This is a genomic window from Kitasatospora sp. NPDC001309, assembly GCF_042896295.1.
GTDB lineage: Bacteria > Actinomycetota > Actinomycetes > Streptomycetales > Streptomycetaceae > Kitasatospora.
Window position 1 is genome coordinate 102,498 of sequence record NZ_JBIAXC010000017.1, and the last position, 13,861, is coordinate 116,358.

Below are 13,861 nucleotides of genomic sequence, written 5' to 3' on the forward strand. Positions count from 1 at the left end.
CCCGACCGGTTGCCGTCGTCCGACCGGTTGCCGTCGTCCGCCCGCCGGGGCGTCGGCCCGGGTCAGCGCACGGGCGCCGACATGTAGACGGCCCGCCGCCCGTAGTACTCCGGCACCGTGACCTCGCGGTGCGCCCGGTAGCCGAGCAGCCGCAGCAGGATGTCCGCGCCGCGCACCGCGACCATCGAGATCCGTTCGAAGCCCGACTCCTCGGCACGCTCCCGGAAGTGCCGCATGAACCCCAGGGCGACCTCCCGGCCGCGCAGGTCCTCGGCGATCACCAGGTCGTGCACGTGCAGGTTGGCCGAGGTGTACGCCGTCTCCTCCGGCCGGGTGAGGTCCGGGCAGCGCAGCGGCGGGTACGGCAGGCTCAGCAGGTAGCCGCGGACGACGCCCTGCTGCTCCAGCACGTAGCAGGTGTCCGGTGAGCTGCGGGCCCGGGACTGCAGCGCCTCCCGGCCCTCGGACAGGCCGTCGGCGGCGTAGGCGTCGTGTTCGAGCGCGACCACGGCGTCCCAGTCCCCGTCGGCCAGCCGCCGGATCCGGAGGTCCTCGCTCACCGGGTCGCCCCCTCCGCACCGGCGTCCGGGCCTTCCGGGCCTTCCGCACCTTCGGGACCGGCGTCCAGTCCGTGGGCGCGGGCGGCGGACACCATCGCGGCCCAGGCCTCGACCAGCACCGCCCAGCGCTCGGCGTCCTGCCGGGCCTCGTCCAGGAGCTGTCCGCGCCGCTCGGCCACCACGTCCGCGAGCTCGGTGTACTTGCCGCCGAGCTTGCGGTAGGAGCGGTCCAGGACGTCCAGGCAGTGCTCGTTCCCGGCCTGGTCCCAGTCGACGCTGCCGCGCACCAGGTCGACGATCGGCTCGACCTTCAGCCCGTGCCGCTCGTCCAGCAGCCCGCGGCCCAGGTCGATCATGCCGCCGTAGACCGGGTACAGGTACAGCATCGAGAGCAGGAACTTGACGAACCGCAGCTGGTAGTTGACGAAGCCGGCGCCGATGCGGCGCTCGGGCGTGTAGTAGTTGACGATGTGCCGGTTGTGGACGACGCCGGGCAGCCGGGAGTGGACCAGGGCGTGCAGCAGGGCGTAGTCGCTGCCGATGGTCTCGATCGAGGGCAGCAGCGGCAGTACCTCGTAGGCCCGGTGGTCCAGGGCGATGTTGCACATGTAGACGTCCCAGATGTCGGGGACGCCGAGGACGGACTCGTCGGCGGTGAACGGCTCGGAGCCGGCGCCCTTGAACGAGACGTCGACCATCGCGTCCCGGTCCTCCTCCGGCCAGACCGGCGGGGTCCAGAGGCGGACGATCTCGCGGTAGACGGCCGGGTCCAGCTCGTGGATCTCGCTGATGTCCACGTTGAGTTCGCCGATGAAGGAGCCGCTGACCAGCATCACCGGCTTGTCCGCGTCGGCCGGGTCGAGCTCGGAGCGGGTCACCCCGGCCACCGCCTCGCCGGCCGGCCGGCCGATCGAGAGCAGCTCGTGGTGGATCGGGAAGACCTTCCGGCCGTCGACGACCTGGAAGTCGGCGTCGTCGTTGCGCAGGTGCGCCGAGGTGCAGCCGAGGGCGGCCGCGCCGAGGAAGAGCCGGTTGACGCAGGAGCCGTACGCGACGGCCGGCGGGAGCATCAGGTCGAGCAGCAGGCCGGGGTCGGCGGCGCCGGAGCGCTCGGCCACCCGGCGCAGGAACTCCCGCTGCCGCGCCTCGCCCAGGTGGTGGACGGCCACGCCGGGGGTCGGCTCCAGCGCGGCCACGGCGTCCGCGTTCTGCGCGAAGGCGGCGGCGCCGGTGGTGTCGAGGATGAGCAGGTGCACCTCGACGCCGAAGGTCGCGACGGCGTAGGCCGCCTCCTCGGCGAGTTCCGCGATGGTCTCGGGGCAGGAACGCATGGTGGGCAGGGCGAGGCAGACTCTCTGCATGGCGGTGGTTCTCCGTCGGTTCGTCAGAACGGTTGCGGCGGTGGCGCCGTGAGGGCTTCGAGCGCACCACCGTGGACTAGACCACTTCCCAAGTCAACGATTGACAGCGGGGCTGCGGCGGGGTGGAATGCGCCCCCGCCCGGTGGCTCCGGAGGGCCCTCGGAGGGCCTTCGGGGTCGTCCGGGGGCCGTGCGGACCGAGCCCGGACCCGCTTCCGGACAGGGCGGAGCACGGAACCGGCGGCGCGCCCTGTCGCCGCCGGTTCCGCACGTGAGGACGAATTCCCCTCGTTGATCCGAACGGCCGTGCGGCCCCGGGCGGTTCAACCCCGCCGATCCCGCCGCCGGGGTCAATCCGCGACCCGGACCTGCCGATACCGGCAACGACGTCATTACGCCGTTCGGAGGAGCCAGCATGCCCGAACCGTGGCTGCCCGGTGCCGAGATCCACGACCTCGGCGACCACGCGCCGACCGACCACCAGTACCCCCCGAAGGCCATCGCCCACATCACCTGGGACCGCAACGCCACCGCCGCCGCGCCGCAGGACTGGTGCACCTACGAGGACCTCGTCGGGTACTTCACCGGCGCCGGCGCCGGCGACGCCCCGCACCTGGTCTGGGACCCGTTCAGCGGCCGCACGGCGCAGCTGTTCCCCGCCGACTCCCGCTCCAAGAGCCTGCTCAGCCCGGCCCAGAGCCCCACCCGCACCAACCGGGCCGGGCTGGTGGTGATCCAGATCGAGGCGGTGTTCTTCCCCTACTGCCGCCACCAGGGCACCGTCTACCCCCGGCTGGTCGACACCCCGTGCGCGGGCTGGGACCGGATCCACGCCTGGATCACCTCCTGGGGGGTGCCCGACGCCTGGCCGATGGGGCGGCCGACCGACTTCACCGAGCACCGCGACGAGCGGGTCTGGGAGACCGCGGGCGGCTGGTACGCGCACGCCCACGTGCCGTACAACGACCACGTCGACCCCGGTTCCTGGCCCGCCTTCACCGCGGGCCCCGGCTCGCCCACCGGCCCGCCCTCCCAGCAGCACCCCGCCCCGCCCGCCGACCCGACCCCCGCCCGCTACCAGGTCACCGTCAACGGCCTGGCGTACGGCTACGGCGCCCAGGGCTACCAGGTGACCACCGTCGGACGGGCGCTGGTCACGGCCGGCTTCGGCACCCACTACCACTCCGGGCCCGGACCGACCTGGACGGACGCCGACACCGAGAACTACGCGGACTACCAGGCGAGCCTGGGGTACTCCGGGCCGGCGGCGGACGGCGTCCCGGGCGAGGCCTCGCTGCGCCGGCTGCTCGGCTACCTGCCCGGCCCGCGCACCGTCTCGCTCGCCCACGTCGTCGCGGCGGCGCGCAGCGACCCGGGGGCGGAGCAGGGACACCGGACGTACGGGGCCGAGGTGGCGATCGTCGAACAGGCGCTGGCGGACGAGGGGTTGCTCGAACAGCGCTGGGTGGACGGGTCCTACGGCAGCCTCACGGTGACGGCGTACGCGGGCTGGCAGCGGCGCTGCGGGTACTCGGCGGGTGCCGCGGACGGGATCCCGGGGCGGGACTCGCTGCACCGGCTGGGGGCGGCGCGGGGGTTCGCGGTGACGGACTGACGGACTGACGGGCCGACGGGCGGGGCGCTGCGGGGCCGCGGGTCGGTGTGGGTACTCCCCGGGGAGTCGGTCGGTCGCGGCGACGGCCGGTGACGTACTCGCCGGGGAGTAGCCGAGGTTACTTCCGCCGTCAGATGCCCGATGAGGGGCGGACGGGGGAGTCTGGGCGCGTCCTCGTGACCCCGACTCGAAGGAGGTACCTGTGCGCCCGTCCACCGAAGCCGTCGCGGCCCCCGGCGCGGGGCGGCGGTCCGCCGGCCGCCGACTGTCGCCGGGAGCGCGCAAACGCCTGGTGGTGCTGCACGTCGTCGCCTCGGTGAGCTGGCTGGCCCTGATGCTCTGCCTGCTCACCCTGGCGGTGACGGCCCTCACCACCGACGACGCCGACCGGCTGAGAACGGCCTACCGGGCGATGGGCCTGCTCGGCGACGCGCTCATCCTGCCGCTGAGCCTGCTCACCTTCCTGAGCGGGGTGGCGCTGGGGCTCGGCACGTCCTGGGGCCTGTTCCGGTACTACTGGGTGAGTACCAAGTTCTGGCTGACGCTCGGTGCGATGGCGGCCTCGGTCTTCGCCCTCACCGCCCGGCTGCACGACGCGGTCCGGGTGGCGGACGCCCACCCGACCGGCCCCATCCCGGTGGCGGACCTCGGCTTCGTCCGCTACAACACGGTGATCGTCCCGGCGGTGGCCCTGGCGCTCTACCTGTTCAACGTGATCCTCTCGGTGTACAAGCCCTGGGGCCGCCGCAAGGCCGCGGGCACGCGTACGGGCCGAATACCCGGGGCCTCCGGCGCGGCCGGGGCCGGGCCAGGGCCCGAGGGTCGGTGACGGCGCGCCCGGGCGTACCGGCGGGGAATGCCCGTACGGCGGGTGGGCGTTGTCCACCCACGTGACCAGCGCTACGCCCGCGACCAGGCTCTCCGTCCTCGACCGCTCCCGGACCAGGCAGGGCGAGGAGCCGGCGCAGGCGCTGCGCGACACCGTGGCCTTCGCGCGTGAGATCGAGCGGCTGGGCTACCACCGCTTCTGGGTCTCCGAGCACCACGGCGTGCCCGGGGTGGCCGGGTCGGCGCCCACGGTCCTCGCCGCGGCGGTCGCGGCGGCCACCAGCCGGATCCGGGTCGGCACCGGCGGGGTGATGCTGCCCAACCACCGGCCCATGGTGGTGGCCGAGCAGTTCGGGGTGCTGGCGGCGCTGTTCCCGGGCCGGATCGACATGGGGCTCGGCCGCTCGGTGGGCTTCACCGACGGCGTCCGGCGGGCGCTCGGGCGCGAGAAGGACGCGGCCGAGGACTTCGGCGGCCAGCTGACCGAGCTGCTCGGGTACTTCGACGGCTCCCAACAGGTGCACCGCGGCGTCCACGCCCGCCCGGCCGAGGGCCTGCACGTGCCGGCCTTCGTGCTGGCCACCGGCGCGGGCGCCGAGCTGGCCGCCGAGGCCGGGCTGCCGCTGGTCATCGCCGCCGCACGTGGGGAGGAGCGGATGCTCGCCGCGCTCGACGGCTACCGCAGCCGCTTCCGCCCCTCCGCGCAGGCCGCCGAACCGTACGTGGTGGTCTCGGGCACGGTCGCGGTGGCCGAGACCGAGGAGCGGGCCCATGACCTCCTCCTCCCGGAGGCCTGGGCCGGCGCCTACTCCCGCACCCACGGGGAGTTCCCGCCGCTGGCCCCGGCCGCCGAGATCCGGGCGCGCACGATGAGCCCGCGCGAACGGGCGGCCTTCGAGCAGTCGCTCAAGGGCCACATCGCGGGCACCCCGGAGCAGGCGGCCGCCGAGCTGTCCGCCCTGGTGGCACGCACCGGTGCGGACGAGGTCCTGATCGCCACCAGTACCTACGACCGGACGGCCCTGCTCGACTCGTACCGACTGCTCGCCGAGGCCGTCGGCCTGCTCTGACCGGCTGCGGCCCGCCGCCTGCCGCGCTGCCCGTTCCGCAGCCCGCGCCACCGCCCACTCCACCGCTCCCCGGCCGTCCGGGCGGATTTCTGACCAGGCCCGATGGCCTGCTACTGTTCTTCTCGTCGAGGGGAAATGATCTTCCGAAACGGAGATCCCGGAACCCTTGAACGTGCGTCAGTGGTGCTACCAGAGCACGTCCTACTTTCAGTAGGAAGAGTCCGTGCGATCCGGGCCTGGCGCTCCATCCGAAGGGGCTCGTTCCGTCAAGGGAACGGGCCCCTTCGCCATGTCCGGCTGTGCACCGTCCTCGGCCCTGGTGCGCGCCGGGTCCTCTTATCGCACTTTCGCTGGCGAAACTCCGGGCGGCGATCCGGTATCGGCCAAGGTCCCGTACCAGGTGGCCGACGAGTGACGGTCTGCGGCGGCCGGGCGGCCAGCAGTTTTGCCGCTCCGGTCGAGCCGGTGGATCGTCGCACCTTGGCCGGAAGTCGCCGTAGCTGGTGTGAATATGCCATTGGAATGTTCGTCATACGGAAACCGGCAGTAGCCTTCCGTGTCGAACCTGCCACTGCTGGTGGCGATCCGGCCGGATCTGCGCTGCGCCCGGCCACCCCCAGACCCCCTCGAAGGAGCCGGTGTGCCGGGTATCGACGAATGTCTCTCCGGAGCGATGGCGATCGCCGGAGCCCGCTCGGCGAGCCTGGTCGACTGGAGCAGCGGACTCGCCCTCGGGAGCCTGGGCGAAAGCCCGGTCGGCGAACACGAGACCGCTGCCGCCGAGGCAACCGACTTGGTGCGCGCGGCCGTTGAGAGCCAGACCTTCACCGCGGCGGAGGGCCGGCGCTCCCCATTGGAGGACATCATCGTCACTGCGGGCCGCAGTTACCACCTGATCCGCTTCATCGACACCGTCTTCGACAGCCGGCTCGTCCTGCACCTCTGGCTCGACCGCGAGTCGGGCAACCTCGCCGCGGCCCGGTTCCGCCTCCAGGCCCTCGCCGAGGAACTGGTGCTGGGGTGAACACGAGGCCCGCACCGACCGTCGCATTCCGGCCAGCCGATCGCGTGGCCGCCCCGTACACGCCCCTGGTGGAGGCCGCCGACCACCACGTCCAACCCGCCGCGCCGAGGACCCCGGGCGAGGCCGTCGCCCTGCTCGCCGCCCGCCGCGCCACCGGGGCCCTGCACGGCCCGCTCGGCATCCTGTGGCTGGTCGACGGCCAGGTCGCCGCCGCGGAGTCCCCCCGCGCGCCCGGCCTGGCCGACCTGCTCACCGGCTGCGGTCGGCTCACCCCCGAGGAGTGGGCCGACCTCCTGCACCGCCACGGCCCGCAGGGGCGGGTCGGCGAGGCACTGGTCGACCGGCAGCTGCTCACCCGCGGCGAACTCGAACTCGGCCACCTGGGAACGCTGTTCGACGCCGCCTACTTCGTGCTCGCCGACCGGGCCGGCGGCACCTGGCGGTTCGAGTCCGAGGCCCGGCACTGGCTCGGCACGGTGACGCCGGTCGACCCGGCGCGGCTCGGTCGCGAGGTCGAGCGCCGGCACCGACTCCTCGACCGGATCTGGCCCTGGCCGCAGCTCGACACCGCGCCGGTCCGGCCGGTCGAGCACAGTCGATCGCCCTCCCACCGCCCGCCCGGCCGTCGGCGGCGCGAACTGCTGGACCACGCCGACGGCCGAAGAACCCCGGCGGACCTGGCCCGGCTGCTCGGCCGCTCCGGCTTCGGCGTGACGGCGGACATCCGCCGCCTGGCCGCCGCCGGACTGCTCGACACCCCCCGGCACGCCGCGCCGGCCGCCGCACCCTCCCGCCCGGCTGCCGACCCCGTCCGCCCGGTCGCCGACCCCGTCCTCTCGGCCGCCGCACCCTCCCGGCCTGGCAGCGGCCTGCACCGCAGGGTCCCCGGAGCCACCCTCCGGGGCCTCCCGAGCACCGGCCCCGCGGCAACGACCGGCTCCGCAGCAACGACCAGCCCCGCAGTCCCTGTAGCCCCCGCCCCCACGCGCTCCGACCGACCGCCCACCACGGCAGCGGCCCACCCGCTGACCGTCCCCGACCCGGACATCGCGCTGCTGACCCGGGTCCGAGACCTTCTGGAGGCCCGACTTTGAGTCACTCCCCGCCCGCGACCCCGCCGTACCGGCCATGAGGCGGGCACTCAAGCAGCGTGTCGGAAGGAGACAACTGATCGCCTTGGAGACCGAGCTGCTCGCCGAACTCCGCGCCGTCAAACGTCGCGTCCCGCACCTCGCGGGCGGGCTGGTGGCCAGCGTGGACGGCCTGTTGGTCGCGCACGACACCCACGGGACCGAACCCTCGGGCCTGGCCGCGATGACGGCGGCCTCGCTCTCGCTCGCCCAGCGGCTCGCCGACACCACCGGGCAGGGGGAGTTCCGCGAGTCCGTGGTGCGCGGTGAGCACGGCTACGTCGCCACCTACGCGGCCGGCGGCAGCTGCGTGCTGACCCTGCTGGCGCTCCCGGACGTCAACGTCGGCCGGCTCCACCTGGAGGGCCGCCGCAGTGCCCGGCACATCGCCGAACTGCTCAACGACGCCCTGGTGCCGAAGGACCCGCGCGACGCGCTCTGACCCGTCCCGGGACCGAACGCCCCGCCCACCCCCGTACCGAGCCGCCCCCGTACCGACCCACCGACCCACTGACCCACCCACCGACCAACCTGTCGACTTACCGACCCACCGACCAACCGACCCAAAGGAGTTGATCAGAATGACCGACGCAGCCGGCGCGCTCAAGCAGGCCATGACCGTCATCGAGGGCGCCATCGGCGCGGCCCTGGTGGACTACAACAGCGGCATGGCGCTCGCCACCCTCGACGGCCCCGGCGGCCTGGACCTCAACGTCGCCGCGGCCGGGAACACCGACGTGATGCGCGCCAAGATGCGCACCATGGACATGCTCGGCCTCCAGGACGGCATCGAGGACATCCTCATCACGCTGAGCACCCAGTACCACCTGATCCGCCCGCTCACCGGCCGCACCGGCAAGGGCCTGTTCCTCTACCTGGCACTGGACAAGGGCCGCGCCAACCTGGCGATGGCCCGCCACCAGCTGGTCAAGATCGAGGCCGACCTGGAGGTCTGACCGGGCACCGGCACGGCCCCGGCGGCGGCTCACGCCCCGCCGGGCCCCGCCCCGCCGGGCCCCGCCCCGCCGGGCCCCGCCCTGCCGGGCCCGGCCCCGTCCGGCGGTGCCCACTGGACCTCCCCGCCGGCCAGCCCCGCGCAGACCGCCCCCTCGGCGCTCAGCACGCTCCACGGCGCGAGCACCGCGTGCGGCGGGACGGACAGCTCACCGCCCTCCGTGAAACCCAGCTCCAGGCCGCCGGCCAGGGTGATCCGGGCGGTGCCGACGGTCCGGCCGACCAGGGCCAGCAGGGTGGGCGTCGGCCGGAAGGTGAGCGCGGGGAAGAAGTGCCCGACCTCCTCCGGCGTGGTGAAGGACGGCGCCGCGAAGCGGAACTCGTGCACCACTCGTACGGTCACCGGCCCGTCGAGCCGCAGGTCCAGCCGGTCGCCTCCGCTGACCGCCTCGACCGTCCGGCCGGCCAGCACCTCAGTGATCGTGTTCTGCATGCTCCCAGTCTTCACCGGCCGACGCGTTCCCAACCACGGGACCGACCGGCCGTCCGCGTACCAGCTCGACCGGTCCGCCCGCCCGCTCCCGGGCCGCGAGGGCCGCGGCCACCCGGTCCCAGGACGGTCCGGAGAGCAGCGTCCGCGCCTCGGCCGGGTCGCACAGCCGCCACTCCACCAGTTCCTGCTCCTGGAGGACGATCGTGCCGAGCGACTCCTCCGTCACCGCGCCGCCGTCGTAGACGTACACCAGCACGGCGGTGTCCTGACCGGTCGCAGGGTCGGTCGCGGGATCGGCCCCGGGATCGGCCGCCGCCCCCGGCAGCCAGTCCAACGCCAGCAGCCGCCCGGGCTCGACCTCCCAGCCCAGTTCCTCGCGGATCTCCCGCCCCGCCGCCGTGCGGGGCGTCTCGCGGTCCGCCTCCACCCCGCCGCCCGGCAGTGTCCAGTACGGCACCCGCCCGCGCGGCCCGTCCCACGGCCGCAGCCGCACCAGCAGCACCCGGCCGTCACCGTCCGTGAAGAGGGCCCGCGCCTTCGCCCGGATCCGCGGCCGGGTGGCGTAGTAGGTGTCCCGGTCCATCGGCGGCTCCAGCGGCTCCGGCGCCTCCGACGGCTGCCCCGCAGCTGACCCCGACCCCGACCCCGGCCCCAGCCCTGGCGCGGCGGCCAGCCCGGTGTACTCCGGCACGGGCCCCTCGGCGGGCAGCGCCCCCAGGGTGTGCCCCACCGGCCGGCTGTCCTCCAGCTCCAGGGGCCCGGCCTCCCGCGGCGCCCGCAGACAGGCCGCCACCCGGCGGGACAGCCGCGGCGGCAGGGCGTGCCCGGCCTCCTCCGCCGTCAGCCAGACCCAGCCGCCGACCTCCGCCGCGTCCGGCCGGATCGCCGACACCTGCTCCGGCGTCAACGCCTCGGCCCAGTACAGGTAGGCCACGATCGGCGGCCGGCTCGGGGACATCGCCCAGTCGACGCACGCCAACGCTCCCAGCCGGGGCGTGAACCCCAGCTCCTCGGCGATCTCCCGCAACGCCGTCTCCCGCGGCGACCGGTCGCCGGGCTCCCACCCGCCACCCGGGATCGCCACCGGATGCTTCCGGTCGTACGGCAGCCGCACCACCAGCACCCGCCCCCGCCCGTCCGGGAACAGCACCCCGGCGGCCGCCATCATCTCTCGTCCCGCCGCACCCGACGCCTCCACCCCGACTCCCTCCACCCCGACTCCTTCCACCCCGACTCCTTCCACCCCGACTCCTTCCACCCGCTCATCTCCCGGGGGACGACATCCCCACGCACCCGATGGTTCCCGCCCACCCCGACCACCACCCGGAAGGGACACGCCCCCGCACCGCCGCCCGACCTGCCCTCCCGGCCCCGCCCGGCGGGCCGTCACCCCAGGGAGGCCAGGGCCTGGGCGGCCGCTCGGGCCATCTGTTCGTCGTGCCGGGCGCTCGATCCGCGGAGGCGGGCGGCGCCTTCGACGGCCGCGAGGGCGAGCAGGCCCGGTAGGAGGTCGGTGCTGCGGGCGGCGAGCCAGCGGGTGCCGCGGGTGGCCATCCACCACAGGTCGGCGGCGAGGCCGGGCGGCGGTTCGACGGGTTCGGCGGCGGGTGGCGGGCCGAGGGGGTGGCCCTGGGTGGCGAGCAGTTCGTGGAAGCGGCGGGCGATCAGGTGGTGTCCTTCGGCACTGGGGTGGAGGCGGTCGACGCTGAGCAGGCCGCGCTGCTCGCACCAGGGCAGTTCGGCGATGTGCAGGTGGACGGCCCGGTGCCGGGTGGTGAGGGCGTGGACGACGGTGTTGACGGCGCGCATCCGTCGGGCCAGTGGTCGGGCGAGCGGGGCGGGGAGCCGGAGGAGGGTGCCGGGGTCGGGCAGGCAGGCGGTGAGCAGGACGGCGCCGTGGCCGGAGAGTTCGCCGAGGGTGGCGTCGAGTTCCCGGGTGGTGCGGCGGATGTCGAAGCCGGCCCGCAGGGTGTCGTTGCCGCCGACCAGGACCGCCGCCAGCTGGGGCCGAAGGGCGAGTGCCGCCGGGAGTTGACGAGTCGTCAGATCTGCGGTCAGTGCGCCGCTGTACGCCAGGTTGGCGAATTCGACGTCCTGGCCCTCGGGGGCCAGTGACCGGGCGAGGACGGCGGCCCAGCCGCGCCACCGTTCGCCGACCTGGTCCCCGACGCCCTCCGTGAGCGAGTCGCCGAGCGCGACGAAGCGCAGCAGTTCGCCCGCGGTGGGCCGGTCGTCGGCGGTCCGGTCAGGCCCCGCGTCGAGCACGCTCATCCCCACTCCTCCCGGTGGCATCGGCGGTCCGGGCCCCGTGCGCGGCCAGGAAGGCGGCCACCGCCGCCGACCAGCCGTACCGTTCGGCCTGGGCCCGGGCGGCGGCCCGCCGGGCCGGTTCCGGTCGGCGGAGCAACTCCGTGACGGCGGCGGCGAATCCGGCCCCGGTGTCGGCGGCGGCGATCCCGGCGGGCCCGATCAGGCCGGGCAGCGCGGAGGAGCGGCTGACCGCGACGGGGGTGCCGCAGGCCAGTGCCTCCAGGGCGGCCAGTCCGAAGGTCTCCACCGGTCCGGGGGCCAGCGCCACGTCCGCGCTGCCCAGCAGTGCGGCCAGCTCCGCCCGCTCGTTCAGGTGTCCGAGGAAGCGTACGGGCAGCCGCAGCCGGGCGGCCCGGGCGGCGAGCCGGGACCGCAGCGGTCCGGTCCCGGCCACCACCAGGACGGCGGGGAGCCCCCGCGCCCGCAGCCGGGCCAGTGCCTCGACGGCGCGTTCGGGCCGCTTCTCGGCGGAGAGCCGGGAACAGAGCACCAGCAGGACGTCCCCGGGCGCCGCGTACCGGGCCCGTTCCAGCGCCCGTACGGCCGTGGGCAGCGGGCGCATCGCCGCCAGGTCGACCCCGAGCGGGGCCCGGACCAGGTTGGGCACGCCGATCCGGCGGAACTCGGCCGCCGCCCAGTCGGTGGTGCAGAGCACCGAGTCGTAGCCGCGGGCGGTGGCCGCGTTGAGCCGGTCGGCGGCCGCGGCGGCGAGCGGGCCGGGCAGGCCCCAGGTCCGCAGCACTCCGGTGGCGCTCTCGTGCGAGACCATCACCGAGCGGACCCCGTGCCGACGGGCCCAGGCGCCGGTCCAGCGCAGGGTGGTGCGGTCGGAGACCTCCAGCCGGTCGGGGCCGAGCCGGGTCAGTTCGGCGGCGACCGCCCGTCGGTCGGCGAGCAGCCGGTAGCCGCCGCTGGCCGGCAGCACCGGGCCGGGCAGGGTGATCACCAGACCCTGCTCGGTGTCCTCCTCGGTGCGCCGTTCGCCGGGCACGATCAGGACGGGCCGGTGTCCGGCGGCCCGGTACCCGGCGCCCAGGTGGCGCAGCGCGGTGCGCAGGCCGCCGGAGACCGGGGTGACGAAGTTGGCGAGCCGCACGATGGTCAGCGGCCCGCCGCGGGGCGGCGCAGTCATGCCGGCAACTCCTCCGGCAGTACGGGCAGCACGGGCAGCACCGGCACCACCGTCCCGGCCGACGCCCCCGGCGGCCCGGGCTCGGCCTCGACCTCGGTCCCGGCCCCGATCCCGACCTCGGCCCCGACCTCGGCCCCGACCCCGGACGGAGCCGCCGAAGGAGCCACCCCCACCCCCCGGTGCTCCGCCAGCACCTCGGCGTAGTGCCGCAGCAGCAGGTCCCCGACCGCCTCCCAGGTCCGGGCGGTCACCTCGGCCCGTCCGGCCTGCCCGTACCGGGCCCGCCGGGCCGGGTCGGCGGCCAGTTCGGCGACGGCCCGGGCGACCGCCGTGCCGTCGCGGGGCGGCACCAGCAGTCCGGTGCGGTGGTGGGAGACCAGGTCGAGCGGGCCGCCGGCGGCCGGGCCGATCACGGGGACGCCGCTGGCCATCGCCTCCTGGATGGTCTGGCAGAAGGTCTCCAGCGGGCCGGTGTGGACGAACACGTCGAGGGTGGCGAAACATCGCGCGAGTTCCTCGCCGGTGCGGCGCCCGAGGAACACCGCGCCGGGCATGGCGGCCCTGAGGCCGGGCGCCGAGGGGCCGTCCCCGACCACCACCACCCGCACCCCGGGCAGCGCGGAGGCGGCGGCCAGCAGGTCGACCCGCTTCTCGGGCGCGAGCCGCCCGACGTACCCGACCAGCACCTCCCCGCCGGGGGCGAGGGCCCGGTGCAGCGCCTCGTCCCGGTGCCGGGGGTGGAAGCGCACCGAGTCCACCCCGCGCGGCCACAGCTGGACCCGGGGCACCCCGTGCGCGGTGAGGTCCTGGGCGGCGGGGGTGGACGGCGCCAGCGTGCGGGCGGCGGCCCGGTGCACGGCCCGGATGCGCCGCCAGGCGGCGGCCTCGCCGAGCCCGCGTCCGGCCCGGTAGGCGTGGGCGTACCCGGCGAGGTCGGTCTGGTAGACGGCGACGGCGGGCACGCCGAGCCGGGCCGCGACCTGCATGCCGCGCGCACCCAGGACGAACGGGCTGGCCAGGTGGACGATGTCGGGCCGGTGCCCGGCCAGCGCGGCCGCCAGCTGCCGGCTCGGCAGGGCGATCCGCACCTGCGGGTACCCGGGCAGCGGCACCGACGGGATCCGCACGACGGGGATCCGTTCCGCGTCGGCGCCGGAGCCGAAGGTCTGCGGCGGGCACTGGGCGCCCCGGGCCGGTGCGGGGGTGACGACGAGGGGCCGGTGGCCCCGACGGAGCAGGTGCTCGGCCGTCCGCAGCACGCTGTGGGCGACTCCGTTGACCTCGGGAGGGAAGGATTCGGTGACGATGGCGACGCGCATGCCTGTGTTGTCTCCGCGCACGGCGTGCACCCGGCCAAAGGGATCTGTCGTACAAGCGAACGCGGG

Annotated in this window: 14 protein-coding genes; 7 read left to right on the top strand and 7 right to left on the bottom strand. The window is 75.3% G+C overall.

Translation table 11 applies throughout. The features are described 5' to 3' along the window. Window positions 1–62: 62 nt before the first annotated feature. Both ACFY2K_RS19125 and ACFY2K_RS19130 read right to left on the bottom strand, forming a co-directional pair. Window positions 63–560: a GNAT family N-acetyltransferase gene (locus tag ACFY2K_RS19125; protein ID WP_375885858.1), complete on the bottom strand. Its 498-nt coding sequence runs from the start codon at window positions 558–560 to the stop codon at window positions 63–65. Beyond that, the gene (locus tag ACFY2K_RS19130; RefSeq protein ID WP_387712670.1) at window positions 557–1,921 is read right to left on the bottom strand and encodes a DUF6271 family protein; all 1,365 of its coding nucleotides are present in this window, start codon (window positions 1,919–1,921) and stop codon (window positions 557–559) included. Before ACFY2K_RS19130 ends, ACFY2K_RS19125 begins: the two co-directional genes overlap by 4 nt. 414 nt (window positions 1,922–2,335) lie before the next feature. On the opposite strand from ACFY2K_RS19130, the gene ACFY2K_RS19135 reads away from it, so the two are divergent. The 7 genes from ACFY2K_RS19135 to ACFY2K_RS19165 all read left to right on the top strand — a co-directional run bounded on the left by ACFY2K_RS19135 (window position 2,336) and on the right by ACFY2K_RS19165 (window position 8,543). Further along, on the top strand, window positions 2,336–3,535 hold the full coding sequence (locus ACFY2K_RS19135; protein WP_380526786.1) for a peptidoglycan-binding protein: 1,200 nt from the start codon (window positions 2,336–2,338) through the stop codon (window positions 3,533–3,535). Window positions 3,536–3,737: 202 nt separating this feature from the next. Further along, complete coding sequence (locus ACFY2K_RS19140) at window positions 3,738–4,364, top strand: DUF2269 domain-containing protein (RefSeq protein ID WP_387712673.1); 627 nt, start codon at window positions 3,738–3,740, stop codon at window positions 4,362–4,364. Between the two features lie 61 nt (window positions 4,365–4,425). Further along, on the top strand, window positions 4,426–5,433 hold the full coding sequence (locus ACFY2K_RS19145) for an MsnO8 family LLM class oxidoreductase (RefSeq protein WP_380643357.1): 1,008 nt from the start codon (window positions 4,426–4,428) through the stop codon (window positions 5,431–5,433). A 640-nt stretch (window positions 5,434–6,073) separates the two neighbouring features. Then, on the top strand, window positions 6,074–6,457 hold the full coding sequence (locus ACFY2K_RS19150) for a hypothetical protein (RefSeq protein ID WP_387712675.1): 384 nt from the start codon (window positions 6,074–6,076) through the stop codon (window positions 6,455–6,457). Window positions 6,458–6,501: 44 nt separating this feature from the next. After that, window positions 6,502–7,551, top strand: a complete 1,050-nt coding sequence (locus ACFY2K_RS19155; RefSeq protein ID WP_387712678.1) for a hypothetical protein — start codon at window positions 6,502–6,504, stop codon at window positions 7,549–7,551. Window positions 7,552–7,633: 82 nt separating this feature from the next. Beyond that, window positions 7,634–8,029 carry a roadblock/LC7 domain-containing protein gene (locus tag ACFY2K_RS19160; RefSeq protein ID WP_375885869.1) on the top strand — a complete coding sequence of 132 codons (396 nt, stop codon included), beginning with the start codon at window positions 7,634–7,636 and terminating at the stop codon, window positions 8,027–8,029. A gap of 139 nt (window positions 8,030–8,168) precedes the next feature. Then, window positions 8,169–8,543, top strand: coding sequence for a hypothetical protein (locus ACFY2K_RS19165; protein WP_375885872.1), 375 nt, complete (start codon window positions 8,169–8,171; stop codon window positions 8,541–8,543). Between the two features lie 29 nt (window positions 8,544–8,572). Here ACFY2K_RS19165 and ACFY2K_RS19170 read toward each other — a convergent pair whose 3' ends face one another. The 5 genes from ACFY2K_RS19170 to ACFY2K_RS19190 all read right to left on the bottom strand — a co-directional run bounded on the left by ACFY2K_RS19170 (window position 8,573) and on the right by ACFY2K_RS19190 (window position 13,795). Next, window positions 8,573–9,034: a DUF6188 family protein gene (locus ACFY2K_RS19170; protein WP_387712682.1), complete on the bottom strand. Its 462-nt coding sequence runs from the start codon at window positions 9,032–9,034 to the stop codon at window positions 8,573–8,575. Further along, window positions 9,015–10,247 carry an NUDIX domain-containing protein gene (locus ACFY2K_RS19175; RefSeq protein WP_387712685.1) on the bottom strand — a complete coding sequence of 411 codons (1,233 nt, stop codon included), beginning with the start codon at window positions 10,245–10,247 and terminating at the stop codon, window positions 9,015–9,017. Before ACFY2K_RS19175 ends, ACFY2K_RS19170 begins: the two co-directional genes overlap by 20 nt. Before the next feature lie 173 nt (window positions 10,248–10,420). Further along, a complete protein-coding gene (locus tag ACFY2K_RS19180; RefSeq protein ID WP_387712688.1) occupies window positions 10,421–11,305 on the bottom strand; it encodes an SGNH/GDSL hydrolase family protein in 885 nt (294 codons plus the stop codon). Beyond that, entirely contained in the window at window positions 11,280–12,476 is a 1,197-nt protein-coding gene (locus ACFY2K_RS19185; protein ID WP_387712691.1) for a glycosyltransferase, read from the bottom strand. The genes ACFY2K_RS19180 and ACFY2K_RS19185 overlap by 26 nt, the downstream gene beginning before the upstream one ends. After that, on the bottom strand, window positions 12,473–13,795 hold the full coding sequence (locus tag ACFY2K_RS19190; protein ID WP_387712693.1) for a glycosyltransferase family 4 protein: 1,323 nt from the start codon (window positions 13,793–13,795) through the stop codon (window positions 12,473–12,475). The genes ACFY2K_RS19185 and ACFY2K_RS19190 overlap by 4 nt, the downstream gene beginning before the upstream one ends. Window positions 13,796–13,861: the final 66 nt, after the last annotated feature.